Source organism: Thiomonas sp. (assembly GCF_054608695.1).
The window spans coordinates 1-22,673 of the sequence record NZ_JBTRXV010000048.1 but is presented as its reverse complement, the minus strand read 5'-3'; the positions used below and the strand labels follow the sequence as shown (position 1 = coordinate 22,673).

The 22,673-nt window shown below is 64.0% G+C and carries 26 protein-coding genes; 22 read left to right on the top strand and 4 right to left on the bottom strand.

From position 1 onward, the window contains the following. Window positions 1-108 precede the first annotated feature (108 nt). The 14 genes from ACYCUK_RS15015 to ACYCUK_RS14950 all read left to right on the top strand — a co-directional run bounded on the left by ACYCUK_RS15015 (window position 109) and on the right by ACYCUK_RS14950 (window position 12,706). Entirely contained in the window at window positions 109-2,631 is a 2,523-nt protein-coding gene (locus ACYCUK_RS15015; protein ID WP_461595516.1) for a YadA family autotransporter adhesin, read from the top strand. Window positions 2,632-2,698: 67 nt separating this feature from the next. Then, complete coding sequence (locus tag ACYCUK_RS15010; RefSeq protein WP_461595515.1) at window positions 2,699-2,848, top strand: hypothetical protein; 150 nt, start codon at window positions 2,699-2,701, stop codon at window positions 2,846-2,848. Then, entirely contained in the window at window positions 2,845-3,093 is a 249-nt protein-coding gene (locus ACYCUK_RS15005) for a hypothetical protein (RefSeq protein ID WP_461595514.1), read from the top strand. The genes ACYCUK_RS15010 and ACYCUK_RS15005 overlap by 4 nt, the downstream gene beginning before the upstream one ends. Window positions 3,094-3,135: 42 nt before the next feature. Then, on the top strand, window positions 3,136-3,327 hold the full coding sequence (locus ACYCUK_RS15000) for a hypothetical protein (RefSeq protein ID WP_461595513.1): 192 nt from the start codon (window positions 3,136-3,138) through the stop codon (window positions 3,325-3,327). Between the two features lie 29 nt (window positions 3,328-3,356). Further along, window positions 3,357-3,623, top strand: coding sequence for a hypothetical protein (locus ACYCUK_RS14995; protein ID WP_461595512.1), 267 nt, complete (start codon window positions 3,357-3,359; stop codon window positions 3,621-3,623). A gap of 100 nt (window positions 3,624-3,723) precedes the next feature. Further along, entirely contained in the window at window positions 3,724-5,049 is a 1,326-nt protein-coding gene (locus ACYCUK_RS14990; protein ID WP_461595511.1) for a hypothetical protein, read from the top strand. Beyond that, entirely contained in the window at window positions 5,046-5,384 is a 339-nt protein-coding gene (locus ACYCUK_RS14985; protein WP_461595510.1) for a hypothetical protein, read from the top strand. The genes ACYCUK_RS14990 and ACYCUK_RS14985 overlap by 4 nt, the downstream gene beginning before the upstream one ends. Then, window positions 5,384-5,623 (top strand): hypothetical protein, encoded by a 240-nt coding sequence (locus tag ACYCUK_RS14980; protein ID WP_461595509.1) that lies wholly within the window; start codon window positions 5,384-5,386, stop codon window positions 5,621-5,623. Before ACYCUK_RS14985 ends, ACYCUK_RS14980 begins: the two co-directional genes overlap by 1 nt. Continuing rightward, window positions 5,604-6,437 (top strand): hypothetical protein, encoded by an 834-nt coding sequence (locus tag ACYCUK_RS14975; protein WP_461595508.1) that lies wholly within the window; start codon window positions 5,604-5,606, stop codon window positions 6,435-6,437. Before ACYCUK_RS14980 ends, ACYCUK_RS14975 begins: the two co-directional genes overlap by 20 nt. Before the next feature lie 32 nt (window positions 6,438-6,469). After that, window positions 6,470-7,258, top strand: coding sequence for a hypothetical protein (locus tag ACYCUK_RS14970; RefSeq protein ID WP_461595507.1), 789 nt, complete (start codon window positions 6,470-6,472; stop codon window positions 7,256-7,258). 13 nt (window positions 7,259-7,271) lie between these two features. Then, on the top strand, window positions 7,272-8,081 hold the full coding sequence (locus ACYCUK_RS14965) for a hypothetical protein (protein ID WP_461595506.1): 810 nt from the start codon (window positions 7,272-7,274) through the stop codon (window positions 8,079-8,081). Window positions 8,082-8,140: 59 nt separating this feature from the next. Further along, window positions 8,141-9,784 (top strand): LPD7 domain-containing protein, encoded by a 1,644-nt coding sequence (locus ACYCUK_RS14960; RefSeq protein WP_461595505.1) that lies wholly within the window; start codon window positions 8,141-8,143, stop codon window positions 9,782-9,784. A gap of 11 nt (window positions 9,785-9,795) precedes the next feature. After that, the gene (locus tag ACYCUK_RS14955) at window positions 9,796-10,179 is read left to right on the top strand and encodes a hypothetical protein (RefSeq protein WP_461595504.1); all 384 of its coding nucleotides are present in this window, start codon (window positions 9,796-9,798) and stop codon (window positions 10,177-10,179) included. A gap of 1 nt (window position 10,180) precedes the next feature. Beyond that, window positions 10,181-12,706 carry an ArdC family protein gene (locus ACYCUK_RS14950; RefSeq protein ID WP_461595503.1) on the top strand — a complete coding sequence of 842 codons (2,526 nt, stop codon included), beginning with the start codon at window positions 10,181-10,183 and terminating at the stop codon, window positions 12,704-12,706. Window positions 12,707-12,882: 176 nt separating this feature from the next. Here ACYCUK_RS14950 and ACYCUK_RS14945 read toward each other — a convergent pair whose 3' ends face one another. Both ACYCUK_RS14945 and ACYCUK_RS14940 read right to left on the bottom strand, forming a co-directional pair. After that, entirely contained in the window at window positions 12,883-13,011 is a 129-nt protein-coding gene (locus ACYCUK_RS14945) for a hypothetical protein (RefSeq protein ID WP_461595502.1), read from the bottom strand. Further along, window positions 13,011-13,205: a hypothetical protein gene (locus ACYCUK_RS14940; protein ID WP_112487354.1), complete on the bottom strand. Its 195-nt coding sequence runs from the start codon at window positions 13,203-13,205 to the stop codon at window positions 13,011-13,013. Before ACYCUK_RS14940 ends, ACYCUK_RS14945 begins: the two co-directional genes overlap by 1 nt. A 394-nt stretch (window positions 13,206-13,599) precedes the next feature. On the opposite strand from ACYCUK_RS14940, the gene ACYCUK_RS14935 reads away from it, so the two are divergent. Beyond that, a complete protein-coding gene (locus tag ACYCUK_RS14935) occupies window positions 13,600-13,875 on the top strand; it encodes an AbrB/MazE/SpoVT family DNA-binding domain-containing protein (protein ID WP_461595501.1) in 276 nt (91 codons plus the stop codon). After that, the gene (gene mazF / locus ACYCUK_RS14930) at window positions 13,875-14,234 is read left to right on the top strand and encodes a type II toxin-antitoxin system toxin MazF (RefSeq protein ID WP_461595500.1); all 360 of its coding nucleotides are present in this window, start codon (window positions 13,875-13,877) and stop codon (window positions 14,232-14,234) included. Before ACYCUK_RS14935 ends, mazF begins: the two co-directional genes overlap by 1 nt. Window positions 14,235-14,644: 410 nt before the next feature. Here the strand turns inward: mazF and ACYCUK_RS14925 are convergent, their stop codons facing one another. After that, a complete protein-coding gene (locus ACYCUK_RS14925) occupies window positions 14,645-15,580 on the bottom strand; it encodes an oxidoreductase (protein WP_461595499.1) in 936 nt (311 codons plus the stop codon). A gap of 32 nt (window positions 15,581-15,612) precedes the next feature. Then, window positions 15,613-16,443 (bottom strand): enoyl-CoA hydratase/isomerase family protein, encoded by an 831-nt coding sequence (locus ACYCUK_RS14920; protein ID WP_461595498.1) that lies wholly within the window; start codon window positions 16,441-16,443, stop codon window positions 15,613-15,615. 169 nt (window positions 16,444-16,612) lie between these two features. Here ACYCUK_RS14920 and ACYCUK_RS14915 point away from each other — a divergent pair, with 169 nt between their 5' ends. The 6 genes from ACYCUK_RS14915 to ACYCUK_RS14890 all read left to right on the top strand — a co-directional run bounded on the left by ACYCUK_RS14915 (window position 16,613) and on the right by ACYCUK_RS14890 (window position 22,539). After that, on the top strand, window positions 16,613-17,053 hold the full coding sequence (locus ACYCUK_RS14915; protein WP_461595497.1) for a winged helix-turn-helix transcriptional regulator: 441 nt from the start codon (window positions 16,613-16,615) through the stop codon (window positions 17,051-17,053). A 497-nt stretch (window positions 17,054-17,550) separates the two neighbouring features. Next, entirely contained in the window at window positions 17,551-17,943 is a 393-nt protein-coding gene (locus ACYCUK_RS14910; protein ID WP_461595496.1) for a hypothetical protein, read from the top strand. Beyond that, complete coding sequence (locus ACYCUK_RS14905; RefSeq protein WP_461595495.1) at window positions 17,940-18,140, top strand: hypothetical protein; 201 nt, start codon at window positions 17,940-17,942, stop codon at window positions 18,138-18,140. Before ACYCUK_RS14910 ends, ACYCUK_RS14905 begins: the two co-directional genes overlap by 4 nt. A 218-nt stretch (window positions 18,141-18,358) precedes the next feature. Then, on the top strand, window positions 18,359-20,017 hold the full coding sequence (locus tag ACYCUK_RS14900; RefSeq protein WP_461595494.1) for a UvrD-helicase domain-containing protein: 1,659 nt from the start codon (window positions 18,359-18,361) through the stop codon (window positions 20,015-20,017). Between the two features lie 35 nt (window positions 20,018-20,052). Then, window positions 20,053-21,945, top strand: a complete 1,893-nt coding sequence (locus tag ACYCUK_RS14895) for a type IV secretory system conjugative DNA transfer family protein (RefSeq protein ID WP_461595493.1) — start codon at window positions 20,053-20,055, stop codon at window positions 21,943-21,945. A 54-nt stretch (window positions 21,946-21,999) separates the two neighbouring features. Beyond that, on the top strand, window positions 22,000-22,539 hold the full coding sequence (locus ACYCUK_RS14890) for a S26 family signal peptidase (RefSeq protein WP_461595492.1): 540 nt from the start codon (window positions 22,000-22,002) through the stop codon (window positions 22,537-22,539). The last annotated feature ends 134 nt before the right edge of the window (window positions 22,540-22,673 follow it).

The following is a 22,673-nucleotide window of genomic DNA, read 5'->3' as shown; positions in this document are numbered from 1 at the left end:
CGGCCCCGGCCACGGCGACGTGAGCCGGGTTTTTCATGGTTTGCGGCACCTCGCAATACCCATCCAAGGCCATCGCACCTGCTGGCCGCCTTGGATGGGAGTCTCGACATGCGCAACATCATTCTCGTCGCGGCAATCGCTGCGGCGCTCAACACCAGCCCGGCCTGGGCCATCACCGGCGCTGGCACTGCGTCCACGTCGTTCGTCGGGGCCTCAACCGGCGCCCCGAGCGGGTCGAAAGCCATCCAGGTGTCGCCATCCTCGGCCACGCCATCGGGCCTGGGTTCGTCCACATCGACCTCGGCACCGTTCATCACGTCGGCGACCAACCAGCCGGGGCCGACCAACCCCATCCCTGGCAATAACAGCTACCTGGGCTATGGCGCGAATGCGAGCGGCGCGGGCGGATCCGGCACCATCGGCGCCAACAATACAGCCGTTGGCGCCAACGCCACCACGTCGATCTCCAATGCGGGACCGCCCGGCAGCGACAACACCGCGCTGGGCAGTGGTGCAACAGCCATCAACGGGCAGGAGTCCGCCGCTGGGGGGACGCTTGCGGCGGGATCGAACGCTGACGCTCAAGGCGTGGGAGCAACGGCTGTCGGGCCTGCTGCATCGGCATCTGGACCCAGCGCCTCGGCATTCGGGGTGGGCACTTCGGCTTCCGGCAGTCTGTCAACAGCCGTCGGCGCAAACGCTTCGGCGGGGCCAAACGCGACGGCGATTGGAGCGGGGTCGCAGGCGTCCGGCTTTTCCAGCCTGGCGGTCAACGGCGGCGTCGCAAGCGGCCCCGGGTCGGTCGCGATCTATGGCACTGCGAGTGGGGCGTCCAGCATGGCCTTGGGCGGCTCCGCATCGTCGACCCAGGCGCTTGCGCTTGGTTTGGGCGCCGTGGCCAACGGCGCGGGCGGCATCGCGATTGGCGGCCTTGGCGGCCCGAATACGAACACCCAGGCGGGGACCGCAACAACAGCCGGGCAAGATGCGGTTGCGATCGGCATCGATGCTGCGTCAACCACCAATTCCGTTGCGGTTGGGCAGACAGCCTCTGCCAGCGGCGGGGGGATGGGATCGGTCGCTGTCGGCATGGGGGCGACCGCGAGCGGAAATCAGTCAGTTGCCCTTGGCGCCGGGAGCTATGACTATGGACGGTCTTCCGTCGTCAGCATCGGCTCGGGGAGCGGCGCCGGACAGACGCGGGGAATCATTTTCCTGACGGCCGGGGCGGTCTCGGCCAGCAGCACCGATGCGATCAATGGCTCACAACTGTATGGCTTGGCTCTGAGCACGGTATCCGCCCTGGGTGGCGGCGCGGCGGTGAGTGGTAACGGCGTTTCCGCGCCGAGCTATACCGTGAAAGGCACCAGCTACAACAACGTCGGTGCGGCCATCAGCGCGCTCAATGCCGGGCTGGGGTCTTCGGGCCCGGCTGCGCCCGCGGCGGTGCAGTATCTGGATCAATATGGGGCTACGACGTCATCCGTGACCGACGCGGCGGCGCTGGTCGGCACTGGCGGCACCGGTACGCCCGTCACCCTCTCGAACGTCGGCGCGGGCATCCAGGCCACCGATGCTGTCAACGTGAGCCAGCTTGCTGGTTTGATGACCAACGGTGGGGGCAGCAATCCGATGTTCATCATGGGGGGCAATCCGGGCAGCATTTCGGGGGGTTCTCCTGTCGTGATCTCAAACGTCGCCCCCGGCGCCGTCGCCGCAGGCAGCACGCAGGCGGTCAACGGCGGGCAGTTGTACGCCGCCGAGCAGGCCGTGCAGAGCCAAATCAGCAGCATCCAGTCAACACCTGGACCCGCCGGTGCACAAGGCAGCACGACCAACGTCAGCAACACCAACGGCATCTGCGTCACCACCAACGGCTCCAACGTGGTGTGCGGCAATGGCGCGACGGCCAACGGCACCAACGCCATCGCCCAGGGCACCAACGCCACGGCGACCGGCACCAACGCCCAGGCTCAAGGCCAGCATGCGGCATCGAGCGGCACCAACGCGGTGGCCATCGGCCAGGGCGCGAGCGCAACCGGTGCCAACACCATCGCGTACGGCACCAACTCGGTTGCCAGTTACGCGGGGTCGGTGGCCATCGGCAATGGTGCCCAAGCCATCGCCGACCCGACCACGGCAGTGAGCAACAACGCTGTTGCAGCAGCAAACAACAGCGTGGCGCTCGGTGCCAACGCCACGGCCAACGGCACGAACTCGGTGGCCGTCGGCCAGGGATCGGTGGCCAACCGTGCCAACTCGGTGTCGGTCAGCAACGCCGCAACCGGGCAGCAGCGCCAGATCACCAACGTCGCCCCAGGCACCTCTGGCACCGATGCGGTCAACGTCAACCAGTTGAACTCGGCGCTCTCCGGGATGCAGCAGAACCTGCAGCAGCAGATCAACGGCATGGGCGCGATGGGGATGGCGGCGGCGCAGATTGCGGGCCCTGCCCTGTCGGGCAAGACCGCGGCGGGCGTCGGCATCGCCACGGTGGGCGGTCAGCAAGCCCTGGCCATCGGCATCAGCCACGTTCCCGAGCGCCATCCCGACATGCTGGTCCGGTTCAGCGCCGCGTTCAGCACTGCAGGGCAGACAGCGGCGTCCGGTGGTGTGAGCTGGCAGTTCTGATTTGCGGCCCCTACGCATAACCAGGCAAGCCCGGCGGTGCTGGGTTTGCAATCAACCAGGAAACATCATGGACGCCAAAAGCAAACTTTATCGCAACGCCGTGTTGCTCAAGACCAAGCCGAAGTCACGCCCGGTGCCGGAGCATGCCCCCCGGCGCGACCCGCTGATCTGGGCGTTGTTTAGGCCGAACTACAAACCCGCTGGAGTGAAATCATGAACCAGAACGTGAATGTCGATGCCTGCTTGCAGGCGCTGTCGGGCTGGAGCCTGGCCGATCTTTGGATGGGCCTGGCACAAGCCGAACTTTGGGAACTCGGCGCGATGCTCGCCGACCACGCCGACGGCGTGCCGACGCTGGCGCACCAGTACCCAGAAGCCGCGCAAAGGCTCGGTTTCTGGGCCGAAAGCTGCGGCCTGGATCCGGGCACCGGGGAGCGGGCGGTGATTGATGTGGACGATTAAAGGATGTTGGCCATGGGGCTAACCACACAACAAGGAAACATCATGGACAACATCACAGCCCGCATCGTCGCCGCCATGCTCAGCATCGCAGCGTTTGGCGGCATCGGCACCGCGGCCTACACCAGCCTGCAGACGTCCGCCCAGGCCACGGCCATCCAGACGAAATTTCTGGCAACCATGCCCAAGCTGCCGGCTTCGCTGCCCCCTGCAGCAGCGTCGGGGGCCAAACCATGAGCATCGAAAACAAAACCATCCAAACCATCATGCAGCTTGCCATCGTTGCGCGCAGCGAGGGGCTGCGCGGCATGCGTAGGCACGCAGACTTGATGCCCTATGCATTCGGCCGGATGGGTCTGCGCCTGCTCAGCAGCGGCGCCGATCCCGACGACATCCGCGCCTTGTTGGGGCTAAGCGCCGCGCGGGATGCGAGGCTCAAAGAGATCGTGGCTGAGGGGCTGGCAGGCATCGCCGACGCCGAAAACCCGCAGAGGCTCGAAACACGGCTGCAGCGGATTGCCAATGGCTTTTGAGCGCCCCAGGGGCGGCCCGACGTTTCCTTGAGGGGCGCGCGGCCGCAGCATTTGCGGCACTTGAGCATATCCCTGGTGACACAACTCACCGGGGATTTCGATGTCCGCTTTCCAACACGCGGTTTTGTCCAACCTTGAGGCACAAGGCTGGAAGATCGGCAAGTCGCACCAGGCCCGCGAAGGCACCATGTACCGGGCGAACGATGGCGGCGGATCGACCGAGGCGCAGGCCATTCTGATCAAAGACAGCGGCATCGCCGTCATCACCTCGCACCGTGGCAGTCTCGATCTGCCGAAGCCCTGGCGCGAAGGGCGCGAGGCCAGCGACGGGTCTCCGACCCGCTACATCACCGCGCACGATCTTGGGATCGAGGTCGCGGCAGATCCCCGTCGGCAAGCCGCGCTGCCAGCAAGGCGGGCTGCCGACCAGGCACAAGTCGTGAAACTCGGGCCGGTCGCAGCCCGCGATCCCCTGGATGCGGACTGTGTGGCGGGTGTGCTGGCGGCGTGGTACGCCGGCCCCGTCCCGCGCGATGACCACCCGCAGCTTGTCAAGGGCGGCGCCTGGGTGCACCCCTGTGGACTGCGCGAGTTTCCGATGGACCACAAAAACGCGGGCGATCTGTTGGCCCCACTGTTCCGTCCAGTCTCACCGACCTCCCGCTCCGTCGAGCTGTGCGGCGGGCAACAACTGCTGCGCAACACCGAAGCCGCGCCGGACAAGTACGTCCTCGCCGGCAGCAAGATGTCCGGGGCGATCGTGCCGCTGCCGCTGCCGACGCGCGATGCGATGTTCACGCCCCCAGGGTGCAAGCCAGCCTTGCGCTCGGCGCTGAATATGGAGGGCCGGTCGAACCCTGGCTTGTTGGCGCAGCTTGCCCCGTCATGCGATCTGGGAGCGTCCTGGCTGCGGCCCGGCGCCCGCATCGTCGTTGTTGAAGGCGTCCGCACGGGGCAGGCCATCCGAACGGCAACCGCTGGCTGGGGATCGCCAGCGGGAAGCGTGAAGGACAAGGACACGGTCGTGCTCGCGGCACTGTCGGCCAACAACCTGCCAGCGGTGGCGCGCTGGCTCCAGGCGTCCGGCTTGGCGGCAAAGCATGAGATCGTCTTCGCGGCCGACAACGACCTGCAGAAGTCCGATTTTGTTGGTATTCGCAAGGCCGTTGAAGCAGCGCAAATCTCCGGCGGCAAGGTGGCGCTGGTGGACAACCACAAGCCCGGGTTCGACGCCCACGACATCCTCAAGGAGCGCAAGCACGACCTGCGGGCGGGGCTGGCTGCCGTCCGGGAGTTCATCGACACCGCGCGTTCGCCGCAGCAAGTGCGCGCCGATCGGGCCGATGCGTTCGCGTCGCCAGTGCCAAGTCAAGACCCAGGCAGGGGCAAGGACATCGGCCGTGGTGATGCGGGAGTGTCGCGTTGAATCCCTCTCTGACCCTGGTCCTGCCCCTGTCGCTCATCGTGCTGAGCCGCCTGCGCCAGCGCGACATCGACCGGGCGATGACCGCCGCGCTGGCACTCACCGCAGTCGTCAACATGCTGCTGATCGGCCTGCAGTGGCGCGCCGGGTTCCCGGGGCCGGTGCCCAACACCAGCGGCGTGCATGTGCTGTCGGCCGTCCCGCTTCTGCCTTGCCTGGAGCTGTGGGCCGTCTCGTGCAGCAGGGAGCCTGGCGGCGCCTGGTTCACGCGCCCGTGGATGCTGGCGGCCCTGGCGTTCGCGTCGATCTGCCGTTCGACGCCGCGGGGTCGGCCCTGATGGCGATCGACAACTTCGGCGAGCCGCCGCTGCACGGCCTGCGCTTTGTCGGTGGCGCCGGCTGGGCGGACAGCCTGATCTGGACGCCGGCCTTCACCGTCGGTTCCGCGCTGCTGTGCCGCTTCGCGATACGTGTGCTGCGCGACAGGAGACACGGTTTGCCGTGTCCACGGCATATCCATCCTGAGCCGCAGATGCGGACGATCACCGGAGACCCCCATGACCTACATCAATGCTGATTTCGATGCTCTCTACGACACGCTCAACCACAAGGAATTTGACAAGCAACTGCGCTACGTGGTTGCCGGCGGACGCGCCACGTTCGCTATCCCCGTTCTGCATCGGGTGATCGGCACGGATGATCTGGTTCTCTGCGGCGCGCAAAAGGTCGAAATCAACCCCGATCACGATCATTGTCATGTGTACCCCGGTTCACGGATGTCGAACGCGTTCGGCATGATCGCGTCTGGCGGCGTGGCTGTCACCATCCGGCAGAAGATTCTTGCCGGTGAAGAGATCCCACCGGAAGACGTGCGCAACCTGGTCGACACCCAATCGCCGCGCTTGGTTATCGCGCATTCCGCAGCATCGGCCCTGGCGATCCATCACGCCACCGGCGAGCCGGTGCTGTGCGCGCTCACTCCCGACAACATGCTCCCGGCCGCGGCCTATGCCAGAAGCGTGCTGGGCGACAAGGCCGCCATCGTCCTGTTTCCCGACAACACCCCCGCGTCGCGACAGGCCGCGCTGCTTGCGGCCCACGCCGTCAGCGGCAAGGTGACCGGCATGAACCCGACGGCGCCCCAAATCAACCTGATGCATGGGCTTGTCGACGCAACACAAGCAGCAGACGAGCGAGACCGAGCGCGACCAACGCCAGATCCGCAGGCCGCGGAACGCGCAAGGTACGACTTCATCATGCACAGCATTCTCGATCCGCTGGATCCGCTGGCGGCTGCGCAATGCGTCACACCGATGCAAAAAGTCTCTCGTGTCAGCATCGATTTTCGTAAAGCGCAGGTGCGCTTCGGCGGAAACGACATCGCGCGCTGAAGCCCATAGACCCCCATCAACTGGAGCCCACCATGGATCAGAAGCACATTGTCGAATCACTCCAATCCTTCAACGCACGCGACTTCAACGCGGCGATGACGGATGCGCTCGCGCAGTTCTCCTTCCCCGTCATCGCGCCGTCTGTGGATGGCGTCCGGTATGACCTGGTCGCGGTGCAGGATCTGCGTCTGCAGCATGGACCGAATCACGGGACCTTGCAAACGACAGCGCTGGGATTCGTCCCGGCGGGCGCGTTCGCTGTCGCGGATCATTTCCCGGCGCTGTACAACCGTCTCGGCGCGAAGGGCCATGTCGCGCAGGCCGCGCTGCCCCTTGCCGACGTCTTTGACCGCGTGGTGGTCACCCACAGCGCCGCGTCCGCCCTGGCGATCAACACCCTGGGCAGCGGCAACGCGATCGCCGCGCTCGATCCCCTCAACATCCGCCCGGTTGCCGAGTGGGTGCGGTCGCAAGGCAAAGAGGTCGTCATCCTGCCGGACAACAGCGATCTGTCGCGCGCCGCTGCACGTGACGCCGCGCGCGCCCTGGGTGGGCGCGTCAAGGTCGCCGCGCCGCCGTACCAGCCAGGGCAGCGCAACGTCATGGCTGCGCTGCAGGACCCCCACGCCCACGCGCGCGGCCTCTACCCGCCGAGCGATGAGGTCGGCGAAAGCCAGCGCAATGAGGGTTTGCGCCATGCGCATGTCAGCGCTGCGCACGCACGGCTTGTCTTCGTGCCCATTGCGGATGCTAAGCCCTGGACGCCAGGCATGGGGCGCGTGGCGTCCATGCACCAACTTGCCGCTGGCATCGAACGCTAACCCGGAGACCACCATGTACAAAAACCCCGCATTTGAAGCCGACTTCGGCAAGCAAAGCCCCGAGTCCATCCGCCTGGCGATGGCCGCCGCCATGAACGGCCAGCCTGCGCAATTCGTTGTGCCGATGTTTCGCATCAAGGGCGACACGATGCGCCTGGACGGTGCGCAGAAGGTCGAGGTCAACCCCGACAAGGCCGCGGTCTACCCCGGCTCGCAATTCAGCGCTGGATCGTTCTCCATCATCCCGGTGACCGAAGCCATGCGCTTCAAGATGATGATGGGCGACCCGATGACGGCCAAGGATGCGCCCGATCCCGTCGAATTCGGTGGTCAGGTGGTGGTCACCCACTCCGTCGCATCGGCCCTGGCGATCTATCACGCCACCGGCGAGCGCGCCATCGTCATGCCGGCGTTCACCCCGGAGAACATGAAGGCCGTGGCCGAGTTCGCCAAGGACACGCTCAAGGCCAAGGACATTGTGGTCGTGCCCGACAACTCGCATGCCTCCAGGCTTGCGGCGCGCGAGGCGGCCAAAGCCGTGGATGGCAAGGTGGCGCAGATCGACTATGGCCCCGAGCAGAAGAACCTGCTGGGGGCCATGGCCGAAGCCCGCCAATGGGGCAACAAGCTGTTCCCCGCCCCAGAAAACATGCTGGACGAAGCCCAGCGCGATCGGTCGGTCCAGGGCGCTGCGAAGCGCTACATCCGCGACCCCGTGCTGAACGCTGCGAAGTGGGACAAGGTGCCGATCCCGACCGTAATCCTTACCAACGGCCGTCAGGTGGTCGCGCAGCGCCAGCCCGAGACGGAAGTGGGTCGGTAGCGTTTGCCGTGTCCACACCATAAGCCAATAACCCGGCGCGGCCGGAACCGGAGAACCCCATGAGCACACTCGACACCCTTGACAACCTGGTTGACCAGGCCAAAGCCGACGCCGAACCGAAACCTGAGGTGCAGGAAGTTCCTGCCGCCACGTCTTCTGTTGCCCCTGATCTTGTGGCCGCAACACCCATGCCACCTGCTGCCGAAGCCGACCTGTCGGTGGAGCAACACAAGCGCCTTGATCTGCTGCACGAGTACGAGGAACTGAGCGCTCCAGCGCGCACCGAGCGCAACACCGCCATCGATGCGTTCGATGCCGACTGGCGTGAACGCCGGATGAAGCTGCAGGGGGACGTCGAGGAAACCCGCGCCAAACGCACGGAATCCCTGACCGCCGAGGGCGTGGATGCGCATCTGCATGACAGTGTCCTGGCGAAGGAAACCGCCGCGCTGGTGGAAGACTTCGAAGCGCGCAAGGATGCCGCAGCGCGTGACCTGGACAAGTCCATGCCGCGCCCGGCCCGCTGGGTCGATTTCCTGGGCGAGAAGGCACAGGACAACCCTGGCGACCCGGTGCTGGAGTCCTTGCTTGAAGAAGCTAAAAAGGCCCCCGATCCCGGCATCGAAGGCTTCGGCGGTGTCCCACCCAAGGCCGTGACCCTGGCCGACCTGGTGCACAGCATCGACAAGGACGGTCAGATTCACTACAGGCGCGGCCTGCGCACCGTGATCCATGATCGCGGCTCCCGCCTGGACGTGCAGCGCAACGATGATCGCGACATCGAGGCTGCTCTCAAGATCAGTGCGCAGAAGTTCGATCTGAAAAAAGGTTTGATGCTCACCGGCGACTTGGCGTTCAAGGTCAAGGCCGCCGAGATCGCAGGCCGTCTGGGCTATCCGCTGCAGAACAGCGAGCCCGAAGTGCTCATGGCCTGGAAAAAAGGCCGCGACCTGAACCCGCAACTCCAGCGCGCGGTCGTGCCGAGTGTGGAGCGCGGCATCACCGGCGATCTGGCGGTGGCCCGTCCGATTGCCGAGCGCACCGGCCCGGTGCAACTGCGCGCCGATCCGCTCACCATCGAGCAGGCCGACAGGCTGGGCGTCACGCCCAATGGCGACGGCGTGGTGGTGATGTCTCTTGAGCGCGTGCTGGCTGCCGGAGCCGCGTTCCGCGAAACCCAGAATGCCGCCCTGCGCGTGCTGGCGCAAGCCGACCTGCGCAAGCCGGACGGCGGGGTCGACTTGGGCAAGCTGAAAGAGTTGGCCCCCAACCTCACCCACGATGGAGCGCTCACCGAGCTGGCGCGGGACGTGGTGATCGTGCGCGACGACCGGGTGATCCGCACCCGCGAAGCGCTCGGACCGGAGCTGGGGCCGGTGATCGGCGTGGCTTACAGGACCGCAGGGGAGCGTGCCCGCGAGAACGACGACGTGGCCGCAAGCATCGCCAAGGCGCACGAAGCCGAACGCACTCAGGAACAAGCCGCCGAGCAGGAAACCGACGCCAAGAGCCTGCGGGTGCGCAACGTCGATGAAGAGCTGGAGGCGGTTGCCGCCAAGAAGGAAGGCCGCAATGTCAAGGACGCATCCAAGGACGAGAAGCGTGAGATCAAGTCGGAAGAGATCGCGCTTCCAGGCCCTGCGGTCTTCCGCTCCGGGCGCACCGGCAAGAGCCTGGACGTGGGCCGGGGCATCGGGCTCTGAGCGCGGCTGCTATGCGTGCTCTGACCCAAGCGCTGCGCGAAGCCTTGGTGCGTGAAGCGCTGGCGGCTGATGACCGGCTCGTTCGGCTGCTGGCCGAATGGGTCGGTCGCGACCTGTCGGGCTACGCCTGGCAGGACAGCATCCCCTGGCGCATCGAGCGCGGCATCACCGCGTTCATCCAGAGCGTCAATCGCCTTGTGAAACAGGAGTCCATGATGAAACCTGACATGCTTGAAATCCCCGCGCGTGATGCGCAGCGCCTGGGCGCCATGGTCGATCACGACCTGCCGCCTGTCAGCGAACAGGACGAGGCGCAAGGCGGCGAACTCACGCTCGACCAAGCGCTGCTGAGCGCCCTGGATCTGGGCACTGAGCCTGTCGGCCTGGGGGTGTGACATGAACGTCCCCGTCGATGCACTCAATCCCGATCTGCGCCTGGGTGTGCAGGCCTACGCTTTTCTTGCTGCTGATAAGGGTCTGGGGACGTACACTTTTCCCCAGTTCGCCGACATCATCGGTGAGCGCTACGACTCGGCCAATGCGCGGGTGATCACGGAAGCCTTCCGCGCGCTGCCCGACGGCAGCATCACGGTCGGCGACAACGGCGCTGTGTCGGTCGATCTGCCGGATGCCATCGTCAAGCAGCAAGCCGCTTCGGAGCCATCGCAAGCGGTCCCGGACCATGCCGCCTCATCGCCGGCCATCGCCTCAACCCCAACGGCGGGGGCAATAGAAAGGATTGAACCCGGCCAAGCCGGCTCAACCGCCTCGCGAGACTTCCGCCAGGAATTCACCGACAAGGTGGTGGCCGCAATTGAATCCGGCCAGGCGCTGCCCTGGAACAAGCCCTGGCACACGCTGCAAGGCTTGCCGCGCAACGCGGTGTCAGGCAAGAATTACCAGGGCGGCAATCGCGTGATCCTGGGCCTGGTGGCGATGGAGAAGGGCTATGGCGATCCGCGCTGGATGACGGTGAAGCAGTCCAACGATCTCGGCGGCCATGTGCGCAAGGGCGAGAAAGGCGTCATGATCGAGCGCTGGGACAGCAAGCCGTTCTGGCAGCGGCGCGATGTGGAACTCGTCCACCAGGGTCGCATCGTCGGCGTGGATCGCAAGCGCGGCGTCGATGAGGCCGGCGTGCATCTGGTCGGCGGGGCTGTTGTTCCGCCTGCGTCCGTCACCGTCCAACATGACGGCAAGGACTATTCCTGGAAACAGGCCGAGCGCGCGCTGGATCTGCTGGTGGGGCGCAACTACGTCGTCTTCAATGCCGAGCAGTGCGACAAGCTGAAACTGGAGCCGCTGGTGACGCGCCAGAACATTCCTGTGCTGGAACGCGGCGAGCAGTTGATGACGGCGATGCAGGAAGACGGCGTGCGCTTCGTGCACCAGGGGGCGCGGGCGTACTACGCGCCGGCGGGCGACCTGATCGCCCTGCCCCCACGCGACACGTTCCAATCCGTCGAGGGCTACTACGGCACGGCGCTGCATGAGATGGGCCACGCCACGGGTGCCGAGAAGCGTCTGAACCGGGATGGGATCACCGGCGGGCACAGCTTCGGCTCCGAGGGCTATGCCCGTGAAGAGCTGCGGGCTGAGTTGTTCTCGGCCTTCATGGCGGCCGAGACCGGCATTCCGCACGACGATGACCAGCACATGGCGTATCTCCAGTCGTGGGCACAGGCGCTCAAGCAGGACAAGAACGAGATGTTCCGGGCGGCGTCCGAGGCGGGCAAGGCGGTGGACTATGTGCTGGGCCAGGAACAGGACTTGTTGCAGAAGATCAATCGCCTCTACGGCCAGCTTGTCGGGCCGGAGGTTGCTGACTTGTCGAAAGAACCTCATGCGGTGACCTTTGCGGAGTTCTCTGGCATCGCGCATGCTGAAAAGCTGGGACCGAGCCATGGTCGGCAATGGGAAGTCTTCATGGGCAAGGAGTCGCTCGGCTTTGCCGATGGGCCGACGATCGATGGCGCCTTGCGCCAGGTGCATGCGCGCGAGGTGAACAATGCCCTGTACGGCAATCAGCCTGATTCGCCTGAATTCCTGCGCAAATCCATGCCGCCCCCGCGGGTGCTGGCGGAGTACCCCGGACTGCAAAAGCTGTGGGCGGGTGTGATCGAGGTGCATCGGCCTGCTCAAGGACAAGCCGCCCTGGACGCCGCGATGGCCAAGTTCCAGAGCGAGGTGCGGCGGGCGCATGCCGTCGATCCGCCAGCCGCTCAAGAGCCGGCCCCACCCCAGAAATCCAGGTTCTGGCGCAAGGCGAGCAACGTCGAGGACATCTGCGATGACGTGGTGAACCTGCCAGGTGCCGGGGCGCAAGGGTCGGATGCGGCGAAGGTGGCTGACACCAAGGCCCTCTCCGCGGCAGAGTACGACGCGTTCACCTCGGACTTCTTCAAGTCGCAGTCCTGGCTGGCTGGCAAGGGTGGCGTCGAGCGGATGGATGACGGCAGCGACCAGCGCCATGTCGTCGAGGTCACCGCGCCGGATCGCCAGACCCTGCACATCGACCCGAGCGGCCATGACTATGCCCGCTATGTCGGCATCCCCGAGGCTGACGTGGAGCGGGTGCGCGCCGCCCGGTCGCTGCTGGTGAGCGCGGCTCCCGCCAAGAAGCCCGATCTGTCCAACATCCCCCAAACCGAGCGCTACGAGTTGTTCGATGCACATAGCGAGTCGCTGTACGCCGGGCCGAGCGCGGAGACGATGATCGGCGTGGCTGAGAAGCTGGGCTCGACCCAGTTTCAGGCCGTGGCCGCCGATGGCCAGCGCACCGACGTCGTCCGGGGCGAGGATGGCACTTGGAAAGCCAGCGCGCTGTCGGCGACTGAACTGCGCCAGCAGCGGCAAGCTGCCATGAAGCAGGAGCGCGTTCCACGGGTTGGTGCCAGCAAGGCCCAGGGGGTTGAGCGCTAAAGCTGGGCTGGGCCGCGCCGCCCCACTCTGCCCAAACCCGCTTCGGCGGGTTTTTCGTGTCGGTCATCGCCATCGATCCGGTTTGCCGTGTCCACACCATAACCGTAAAGGCAACGTTGCGGGTCCCGGCGATCCGACTCATCAAGGCTGAGGCTTGCCCGGCTCTGAAAAATCCGTCAGTGCAGAGGAAAGTGGGGCTCGTGTTTTGACTTCGACGGCTTGTGCAGCACGGCCAACACGACCGCCGCCAAGCCGAACAGGACGACAAGCCCCATGCCATAGAACGCCGCTTCGGTGAAGCTCATCATTCATCCTCCATGGAGAGCAGAAACGCCGCGATGGTTTGACAGACCACCCACCAGACGAACGCGCCAAAAAGCATCAACGGGGCGCGTGTCGAATAGCCAAGGACGCCAAGACCGATGCCACCGAACGTCGAGACTTTCTTGAGTTCTTCGGCAATCGATTTCCTGACCTCTTTGTTGAATCGCAGCTTCATGCGGACATTATCCCAGCTTTGCTTTCCGGCCCTGCCTAGACACACAAGGAAGGAGCCCCACGATGAAAACGACCACCAACACCCCCGCCGCCCGCGTCTACCGCAGCGGCAAGCCCATCCAGTCCAGGAAAGCCGTTCCCCATCTCGCGCCGCGTCGCGATCCTTGAGTGTGGGCCATCTTCGGGCCGAAGTACAAGCCCAACAAAAGATCGGTGACGTCACCGCGGCAGCGCGCAACAGGTTCCAACCCGTTGTATTGGGACACCCCAGCCTGGCGTCGCACCCACTGGCCCACGTCACGGGCCACCCTCTTTTCTCGATGCCGGCCGCAGACCCAATATAGTGCATAAGTGCTACCATTGTCCTTGTCCCCGCCTCCGAATGAACGCAAGCCATGACGACCACCGTTCAAATCCGCCGCCAGGGGGGCGCTGCGATTGTCACGATCCCGGCCCATCTGCTGCGCACCTTGCACATCGATGTGGGTACAGCTCTGGATCTGAGCGTTGAAAATGGGGTGCTGACAGCGCGGCCCGTCCAGGCTCAACCTCGCAAGCGCTACAGCCTGCAGGAGCTACTCAAGGGGACTTCAGTCCAGGCGATGGCTGAACTGAACGCCGAGACGGCATGGGCGCTTGAAGGCGGGCCTGTCGGCCGGGAGATTGTCTGATGGCTCGGCGCGCGGCGCGCCCTGGGGATGTGTACTGGATCGACCCCAATCCAGTCGCCGGCCGGGAAATGCAGGGTCGCCACCGCTTTGTGGTCATCACACCCAAAGAGATCAACGCCTTGGGCATCGCCATGACGGTACTCGTGACCAGCGGGGGACAGTTCACGCGCAGCACGGGCTTGACGGTGGCGATCCAAGGCCATGACACGCAGGGCGTCGCGGTGTGCAACCAGGTGCGCTCGTTCGACCTGGAAGCCCGTGAGAAAACCGGCACGGCGCGCTACGTGGAAAGCCTGGACGCCGCCACCACGGCTGAGATCATTGCGAGGGTGGTGAGCATCATTGAACCTGAGGCTTGAATCGCCCCGGGTATTCTCGAAACTCAACCAGTTGAGAGCCGGCTTTCGAGCATGAATTTCGAGAAAGCGCGCCTCTTTGGAAGCGTTCTCGATTCAATTCTTCTCACAAACTGTGGTTAACGCGAATCTATTCCAGCACCGGCTGACCCCACAGATATCCTTGACCCCAGTCCATCCCGATGGCGCGCATGAGATCACGAGCCGCAACCGCAGGTCGCGGTGCAGTTGATGCAAAGTCTGGAGGCCGGGGCTGGCGCAGATCATGCAAAGGGCCAGCCCCGTTGACCACTAGCGCCCATGCGGACCGAGTGACACAGTCCGACCCCCTGACCGGCCGCTGACGACTGCCCGCTCGGGGCAGACCAATCAAATCTACCGCAGGCGACGACACCAGTTCCCAAGTTGAAGGATCACTCGCTCAGATAGCGCACGCCGGTCAGCTTTTCGGACAGCGCCCATAGGCGGCGCGCGGAGTCTTCATTGCGCGAGGCTTGGTTGGAGCCCACCTTCTTGGGGTCGCCGCGATTCCCGCCCATGCGGCCCGGACCGTAGTATTCGCCGCCGCGCACATCCGGCATGCTGGCTGCGTAGAGCTGAGGCAACGCACCCATTTCGGCGGATTGCGCCAGCAGCGCGTTGCCAATCCGCATGAACATCCGACCCAAGGCGGACTTCTCCATCGTGGGCCCGGCGGTTTGCAGATTGGTGGCGGCGTAACCCGGATGCGCGGCAACGCTGATCGCCCGGGCTCCCGCCTTGCTCAGGCGCCGCTGCAGCTCGTAGGTGAACAGCAGGTTCGCCAGCTTGCTCTTGCCATAGGCGTCCCACTTCTTGTAGCGCTTGCGCTCCCAGTTCAGGTCACCGAAGTCCATGCTGCGCGTCCAGTTGTGTGCAAGGCTCGCTGTGCTGACCACGCGGGCGGCGGAGGCCACCAGCAATACATCCAGCAGCAGGCCGGTAAGAGCGAAATGGCCAAGATGATTGGTGCCGATCTGCATCTCGAAGCCTTGCTTGGTCCGCACCAGCGGCAGCGCCATCACACCGGCATTGTTGTGCAGGATATCCAGCTTCTGATGCCTGGCTTTGAAAGCCTTCGCAAATGCAGCGATGGAATCGAGATCGGCGAGGTCAAGCGCCATGAACTCGAGCTGCGCACCGGGTACTGCAACCTTGATCGCGTTCATTGCAGACTCGGCTTTCTCGCGTCCCCGGCAAGCCAGCACCACCTGCGCTCCGTTGCGCGCCAGTTCGAGCGCCGTGTGAAACCCCAAGCCGCTGTTGGCGCCGGTGACAACCGCCAGCTTGTTCTTCAGATCCGGCATGTCGGCTGTTGTCCAATGGCTCATTGTTATTCCCGTGGGTGTGTTTGCATTGATGGTCAGTCGACCCAGAAATTGCGCGCCAGCGGCCGCCGTTGATCCCACTTGCCCTTCTTGCTGGCGAAATCGACGACGCCGCTGCCCTGATCCGCATCCGGCACCTGCCAGGCGCCGTTGACCGCGCCGGAGAGCGCGCCCGACAGCGCCTCGAAGCCCTGCGCGGTGTACAAATCGCACTCCACTCCCCGATTGATGATGAATTTCAGTTGTCTCACGGCCTGGTGATTCTTCACCCGGAATACCTCCAACAAATGATTCACTTCCGCATCGAGCGCGCCGATCGGCACGATCCGGTTCCACAGGGTGAGGTCCACGGCGCGGCGCGCACCGTGCAAGGCGCCGATCAGGTTGATCTCCTTGGTCATGCGCCGACCGATCAGGCGCGCCATGCGCGTGGTGCCGCCCCAGCCCGGGGTAATGCCCACATCCACTTCCGGCATGCCCCAGAGAGCCCGTTCAGTGGCAATGACAAAATCGCAGGCCATGGTGATCTCCAAACCGCCGCCGACGGCCATGCCGTCAACCGCTGCGATGGTGATCTTGTCCAACTCCTCCAGCGTGTTCGCCATGTGCTGGTAGTAGCGCACGCGGCGCATGACGTCATTGGCATTGCCCCATTTGGGCATTTCGGTGATGTCGTCGCCGGCGCAGAAGTGTTCCCCCGCGCCTTTGATGATCAGATAGTTGATGTCGGTGGCGTCGCGCGCTTTTTCGAAGGCGCCAACCAGTTCAGCGGACAAGGACATGGACAGCGCATTGCGCCGCTGTGGACGGTTCAGCGTCAGCAGCATGGCGTCACCGTTTTGTTCAATGATCAGATCGTTGCTCATCCGCTTGCTCCTTGAGTTCGGGATGTGTTGCAGCGACGGGCTTGCACCTGGGCGCACAACCAGTCACAATCGAATGAATAGTTACACAGACGCTATCGAAATGCAAGTTAATAAAAAGAAATCAACCGGATCACGCCCCGAGGTCCCGGTCGCGCAGCGACGCCCGCGGGTGGATTCGATCGAGCGGGTGCTGTCGCAGGTTGGCGACGCCTGGACCTTCCTGATCCTGCGGGAAGCGTTTTTTGGCGTGCGCCGCTTCGATCAATTCCAGACCACCCTGGCGGCCGCGCCCAACATCCTGACCGACCGTCTCAAAAAGCTGGTCGCCAACGGCCTGCTACAGAGGCATCAATATCTGGAGCGTCCTCCGCGCTTCGAATACGGGCTGACGGAAAAGGGGGTCGACTTGTACCCAGCTATCGTGCTGCTCATGCGCTGGGGTGACCGCTGGCTGGACGAGGACAAGGGACCGCCGTTGTTGTTGATGCACAGGCCCTGCGGCAAGGTGTCACAGCCGGTTTTGGTGTGTGATCAGTGCGCCGAGCCGATCAACGCGCGCGACATGGACTGGAAGCCGGGGCCAGGGGCTGAGCCTTCAGTTGTCAGGTAGCCCTTGGCGCTGCGCGCATCAAGTTGTCCCCCATGCGCTATGGGTGTCGGCGCCGATTGAATATTTATAGACAGAAGGAACCGAACTGTCTCAAAGCCTCGGGAATGCTGGAGTTCGCCCGCTCTGACGCCAGCATCGGAGTCGTCGAAAGAACCGAGACAAAAAAAATGAAACGTCGCTCGCGATACGGCCCAACAATGCGTGAAACCGTTAGCAGTCAACGATCGTCGAATCTGTGAAGAGGAATAGCCGCGCAGCCTTGCCGGTGTGATCGCTGCTCGACGCGAGTGATCAAACCAGGTTGCCTGAACACTGAACTGCGGCAATGGAGCATCTGCCCCACTGGCAGGTCATGGCCGACAACGGCCCGATCGCTTGACCGATCCCAACAAGCAAGCAATTTCAACCCTCCATTCCAGATACCCTTTTTTTCATGGTTTGCGGCCCTTCGGCATCAGCATGCAAGCGGGTCGTCCGCTTGCTCGTCCGCAATCATCATGAACAAACGCATCCTTGCCTCTGCCCTTGCCTCCGTCTTTCTTGCCCCTGCTGCCTTTGCCGGCGGTCTTGGCGTCTCGGCTGGCATCGCCACGACCAGCATCCATGCTGGCAGCGCCTCGTCTGTGTCCGTGCCCGAAGCTGTGCTCGGCGTATCCGACCAACTCGGTTCCGTCCTCGTCGGTGGCCATTTCGCCCAAGGCCACGGCCAGGGCGTGCATGTACGTCAGTTCTCCGGTTTCGCTGGCCTGCCCGTCTCGATGGGCCAGATTGTCGCGGTACCCTACGCCGAACTCGGCTACGACAGGATCGGTGCCTTTGCTGTCGATCACACGGCTGTCGGCGTCATGGCGCAGACCCACACCGCCCTGTGCAGGTGTTCGGCGGCATGAAGGTGGGTCGCACGCTCGGCGCTCAGGGCCTTGTCGGCGCGGAAAACGGCACGTATGCCGGTGCCGATCTGGGTCTTGGCTTCACCGCCGGGCCTGGCGCGGTGCAGGTCGCTTATCACTTCACGCGCATGCCCATGTCTGCCATCGCAAACACTGACATAGGTCGCTTCGCCGTGGGCTACACGATGGCGTTCTGATTGCTGGGTTGGCGTCCAGCCGCAGGTGACGCACAACAGCGGCAGCGCGCAACAGGTTCAATCCCGCATCGGGGCATCCTGCCCGGGTGCGCGCCGACTGGCCCACGTCACAGGCCACACACCGTCCTTGAAGCCCGCACGTCTCACGACTGGCGGGCTTCATCCGTTTGCGGCCCCTCGGCATAAGCATCCATCGGAACTTCTTTCGGAGATGCGGCATGGATCAGCAGGTCAATCCCAGCAGCGCACTCAAGCGGAGCACAGTCGCGTCCATTGCCGTTGCGGCCATCAACGGCAGCGGGCTGCGGCCAACGGACGAGCAGGCCCATGCCGTCGAAGCATTTGGCACTGGCGGCAGTCTCAAAATCATCGCTGGCGCCGGCACGGGCAAAACGTCGACGCTCAAGCTGATCGGCGAATCCACCGCCAAGCGTGGCCTCTACATCGCGTTCAACACCGCCATGGCCGATGACGCCAAGCGCCGCATGCCACCGAATGTCTCGGCCTCAACGGCGCATTCCCTGGCGTTCCGACATGTTGACCCTAGATTCCGCGCCAAGATCGGATCGCGTCTGCCTGCTGGAATGGCCGCAGAAGCCGGCGGCATCCGCTCCATGATCGATCTGCCAGGCAAGAACAAGGACGGCGACCAACTGGTGATTTCACAGACGACGTCCGGCTACTTCATGCTGGACTGGGTGCGCCGTCACTGCATGAGCGCGGATACTCAGATCAACAAGGACAGCGCACCGGCTGGCCGGATGCTGGCCATCATGGGCATCAACCACGAGGCGGCAACGCCGCAAGACTGGAGCACGGCACGGGAGATTGCCGGGTCGCTGCTGCCCGCCACGCAAAAACTGTGGGAGCGCATGCGCAACCCGCGCGACACATTCCCGGCGCAGCACGACACCTATCTCAAGGTGTGGGCGCTGTCGAATCCGAAACTTGCCACCGATTTCATCCTGTTCGATGAAGCGCAGGACGCGAATGCGCTGATGCTGCAGATCGTCGGCAACCAATCCGCGCAGAAAGTTGACGTCGGCGACCCGAACCAGCAAATCTATGTCTGGCGCGGCGCCGTCAATGCGATGCAGAGCATCCAGACCGACCACGAGGCCAGGCTGACGGCGTCGTTCCGCTTCGGCCCGGAGATTGCCGAGTTCGCCAACCATGCGCTGATGCTTTGTGGCTCGGCCATGCGACTTTCCGGCAAGGCCCCGGCAGGTCGTGATTTCAGCCATGGCGGCAAGCCGCAGGTGGCAACACTCTGCCGCACCAACGCTTCAGTGGTGCGTGAACTCATGCAGGCGCCTGACTTGTCGCGGACGCATGTCGCAGGCGGCGTGGCCCAAATCGTCAGTCTGCTGAATGGCATGCAGGAACTGCGCGACACCAACCGCACCGGCAATCCCGAGTTGTGCCACTTCAAGGGTTGGCAGGAACTCGCCATGCATGCAGCGTCAGAACAGGACGATCTCACCGCCTTGTTCAAGCTCACGGAGGATGGCGATCGCATCGAGCCGCTGACCGAGATGCTGGGGCGCACTGCAAAAACTGCGCGCCCTGACTCCCATGTGATTTCGACGGCGCACAAGTGCAAAGGGCTGGAGTGGGCCGATGTGCGCCTGGCTTCGGATTTCCGCACGCCCGCACACAAGCGCTGGTCGGGCGAGGAAGCGAATCTGCTGTACGTCGCAGGCACGCGCGGGATGCGCTCGCTGTCGCTGGATCCCGCCCTCGTGGACGGTCTGTGCTGCAAGTCGAGCTACCGCGAGTTGGAAGTGGCTCAGCCCAATGTCGGGCAATCGGCGAAACGTGTGCCCAAAAAGGCCGCGCGCGCCCGCCAGGCAGCGCAGGTCGGCCTTGGAACTTGATTCATCACCCAACCCAACCCAAAGGGGCAAAGAACATGGCTTCAACCTCCCACCAACCTGACCTGTATCACATTCCCCGCGCGCAGAAAGACATCACCCGCTTCGTCTGGACGGCGCTCGGGCTGTTCACGATGATCGTCCTGCTGTCCACCTGGGCGGCGACCGAATACGCGGCCTGGGCGCTGCAGTGGAGCCCTGTGCTGGGCAAACCCATGCTCGCGCCTGTCGTGTACTTCCCGTTTGACATCCTGGTGTGGACGTGGAAGTTCAACTCTCCAGAGTACGGGCTGGGGGTGATGAAGGTGTTCGAGAACGCGCACCTGATCATGGGTGTGGGCGGCCTGCTGTCTTTGTTGATGCCAGTCGCGCTGGCGTTCCGGCGCACGCGCAAGGCCGAGGGTGAAAAGAACGATCTGCACGGCTCGGCGCATTGGGCCTCGCCCGATGAGGTTGCTGAAACCGGCTTGCTGCCGACCGAGAAAAATGCAGGCGGCGTGTTCTTCGGCAACTTCGAGGATCATTACCTGCGCCATGCTGGGCCTGAGCACATCCTGGCGTTCGCGCCGACGCGCTCGGGCAAGGGCGTGGGCATCATTCTGCCGACGCTGTTGTCCTGGGGGCACTCAGTGCTGGTCAACGACATCAAGGGCGAGTGCTGGCATTTCACGGCGGGCTGGCGCAGCAAAGCCCTGGGCCAGCGCTGCATCAAGTTCGACCCGGCGAATCCAGGATCAGCCCGGTTCAACCCGCTGGCCGAAATCCGGCTGGACGGCAATCTGATCAAGGATGTGCAGAACATCTCAACCATGATCGTTGACCCCGACGGCAAGGGTTTGAATGACCATTGGGCGAAGACCGGGTTCGACTTGATGACCGGCATCGTGCTGTTCGTGCTGCTGTATGACCCGATCACGGACAAGTCGCTGGCGACGGTGCAAGCCATTTTGTCGGACGGCGGACCGATTCGCGAGCTGGCGGAGCAGTTGGCTGATGCGGCAGAGGAACAAGACGGCGGCGGCAAACGCATGGAGGGGTCGGCGGCGGTCATGACGGCGATCCGGGATACGGCGCACGCCATGCTCAATGATGGCCTGGCCGATGAGTTCACCGCCCATGGCTGGCGGGCGGCAGCACAGGCAGCGCAGTCGTTCCTGAACAAGGCCAGCAACGAGGCATCTGGGGTGAACTCCACCGCGCTGTACTTCCTGTCGCTGTACCGCGACCCCATCGTGGCCGAGAACACGCGGGTGTCGGACTTCACGCTGGAGTCCCTGATGCAGCAGCCGACCAGTCTGTACCTGGTGGTGTCGCCTTCGGACAAGGATCGCTTGAAGCCCTTGCTACGCCTGATCCTGAACCAGACCGTGCGGCGCCTGACGGAGAGCATGGAGTTCGACGCCGGCGGTGGCAAGTCGCGCTATCCGCATCGGCTGCTGCTGGCGATCGATGAGTTCCCGTCGCTGGGCAAGCTGGATGTGTTCCAGGAAGCGTTGGCGTTCATCGCCGGCTACGGCATGAAGGCGTTGCTGATCGTGCAGGACTTGAGCCAGTTGTATGCGGCCTACACCAAGGACGAATCCATCATCAGCAATTGCCACATTCGCATCGCCTATGCGCCCAACAAGATCGAAACGGCGGAGCTGTTGTCGAAGATGGCGGGCACGGCCACAGTGGAGCACACCCAGCGGCAGTATTCGGGCAACAGGCTGGCCGTGGTGCTGCAGAACGTCAACACCAACGAGCAGATCGTGCAGCGGCCGCTCCTGACCCCGGACGAGTGCATGCGCCTGCCGCCCGAGGACGAGTTGATTTTTGTGGCTGGGCACGCGCCGATCTACGCGAAGAAGATCATTTACTACAAAGACCCGGAGTTCGCCGCCCGCTGCGCCATCCCGGCGCCCCTAGAAACAGGCAGGGGCAAGGAATGAGTTTTGCAGTTGTCTGCCGCCAGGCCAGCCGCAATGTTTTTCTTGGAGATCCGCATGCGCGCCAACATTCACAAACCCCATTGGAATCGTCTGCACTGGCCGTTCATCACTGGCCTCGTTGTGGCGACCGCCATTGGCTCGGCCTGGGCTACAGGCTGGCGCGTCAACATGACGCCCAGCGAACCGATGGGGATCTACCGCATGATGCCGCTTGCTGCCGATACATTGATTCGGCGCGGCGATCTGATTTCGTTCTGCCCGCGTGTGAAGTTGGAGCCGTTTATGGTTCACGGCTCATGCCCGAATGGCGGTGCGCCTTTTCTGAAGGAGGTGATCGGCGTTCCGGGTGACATGGTGGACGTGACTGCCGCAGGGGTGACGATCAATGGGCGGATGTTGCCGATGAGTCGGCCGATTGCCCATCCGAAGGACTGGCCTGGGCTGACGCTGCCGGTAGATTTCGGCGAGACAAAACTCCTGCCTGAACAGTATTGGGCGTATGGCTCGGGACTGCCGAAATACTCGTTTGACAGCAGAAATTGGGGGGTAGTAGGGCGTGCTGACGTGCTTGCGGTGCAGCGCAGTTCTCGATGAAAAATTTCGCATCCATCCCGAGTTATCGAGGCGCAGCTTGCGCATTCCGTACGCGACCCACTGGGCTGAGCCTACAACCGCATCAAGCACCATGAAGAGCACACATTGTTGTCGCCGATGCGTTTTTGACCCCA

Bases quoted from the DNA above. Each gene is read 5' to 3' on its own strand.
- ACYCUK_RS15000 (WP_461595513.1), top strand. From the start codon at position 3,136: ATGGACAACATCACAGCCCGCATCGTCGCCGCCATGCTCAGCATCGCA.
- ACYCUK_RS15015 (WP_461595516.1), top strand. From the start codon at position 109: ATGCGCAACATCATTCTCGTCGCGGCAATCGCTGCGGCGCTCAACACC.
- ACYCUK_RS14960 (WP_461595505.1), top strand. From the start codon at position 8,141: ATGAGCACACTCGACACCCTTGACAACCTGGTTGACCAGGCCAAAGCC.
- mazF (WP_461595500.1), top strand. From the start codon at position 13,875: ATGGCTCGGCGCGCGGCGCGCCCTGGGGATGTGTACTGGATCGACCCC.
- ACYCUK_RS14955 (WP_461595504.1), top strand. From the start codon at position 9,796: ATGCGTGCTCTGACCCAAGCGCTGCGCGAAGCCTTGGTGCGTGAAGCG.
- ACYCUK_RS15010 (WP_461595515.1), top strand. From the start codon at position 2,699: ATGGACGCCAAAAGCAAACTTTATCGCAACGCCGTGTTGCTCAAGACC.
- ACYCUK_RS15005 (WP_461595514.1), top strand. From the start codon at position 2,845: ATGAACCAGAACGTGAATGTCGATGCCTGCTTGCAGGCGCTGTCGGGC.
- ACYCUK_RS14975 (WP_461595508.1), top strand. From the start codon at position 5,604: ATGACCTACATCAATGCTGATTTCGATGCTCTCTACGACACGCTCAAC.
- ACYCUK_RS14965 (WP_461595506.1), top strand. From the start codon at position 7,272: ATGTACAAAAACCCCGCATTTGAAGCCGACTTCGGCAAGCAAAGCCCC.
- ACYCUK_RS14970 (WP_461595507.1), top strand. From the start codon at position 6,470: ATGGATCAGAAGCACATTGTCGAATCACTCCAATCCTTCAACGCACGC.
- ACYCUK_RS14980 (WP_461595509.1), top strand. From the start codon at position 5,384: ATGGCGATCGACAACTTCGGCGAGCCGCCGCTGCACGGCCTGCGCTTT.
- ACYCUK_RS14890 (WP_461595492.1), top strand. From the start codon at position 22,000: ATGCGCGCCAACATTCACAAACCCCATTGGAATCGTCTGCACTGGCCG.
- ACYCUK_RS14990 (WP_461595511.1), top strand. From the start codon at position 3,724: ATGTCCGCTTTCCAACACGCGGTTTTGTCCAACCTTGAGGCACAAGGC.
- ACYCUK_RS14895 (WP_461595493.1), top strand. From the start codon at position 20,053: ATGGCTTCAACCTCCCACCAACCTGACCTGTATCACATTCCCCGCGCG.
- ACYCUK_RS14995 (WP_461595512.1), top strand. From the start codon at position 3,357: ATGCAGCTTGCCATCGTTGCGCGCAGCGAGGGGCTGCGCGGCATGCGT.
- ACYCUK_RS14910 (WP_461595496.1), top strand. From the start codon at position 17,551: ATGAACAAACGCATCCTTGCCTCTGCCCTTGCCTCCGTCTTTCTTGCC.
- ACYCUK_RS14940 (WP_112487354.1), bottom strand. From the start codon at position 13,205: ATGAAGCTGCGATTCAACAAAGAGGTCAGGAAATCGATTGCCGAAGAA.
- ACYCUK_RS14950 (WP_461595503.1), top strand. From the start codon at position 10,181: ATGAACGTCCCCGTCGATGCACTCAATCCCGATCTGCGCCTGGGTGTG.
- ACYCUK_RS14905 (WP_461595495.1), top strand. From the start codon at position 17,940: ATGAAGGTGGGTCGCACGCTCGGCGCTCAGGGCCTTGTCGGCGCGGAA.
- ACYCUK_RS14945 (WP_461595502.1), bottom strand. From the start codon at position 13,011: ATGAGCTTCACCGAAGCGGCGTTCTATGGCATGGGGCTTGTCGTCCTG.
- ACYCUK_RS14925 (WP_461595499.1), bottom strand. From the start codon at position 15,580: ATGAGCCATTGGACAACAGCCGACATGCCGGATCTGAAGAACAAGCTG.
- ACYCUK_RS14935 (WP_461595501.1), top strand. From the start codon at position 13,600: ATGACGACCACCGTTCAAATCCGCCGCCAGGGGGGCGCTGCGATTGTC.
- ACYCUK_RS14900 (WP_461595494.1), top strand. From the start codon at position 18,359: ATGGATCAGCAGGTCAATCCCAGCAGCGCACTCAAGCGGAGCACAGTC.
- ACYCUK_RS14920 (WP_461595498.1), bottom strand. From the start codon at position 16,443: ATGAGCAACGATCTGATCATTGAACAAAACGGTGACGCCATGCTGCTG.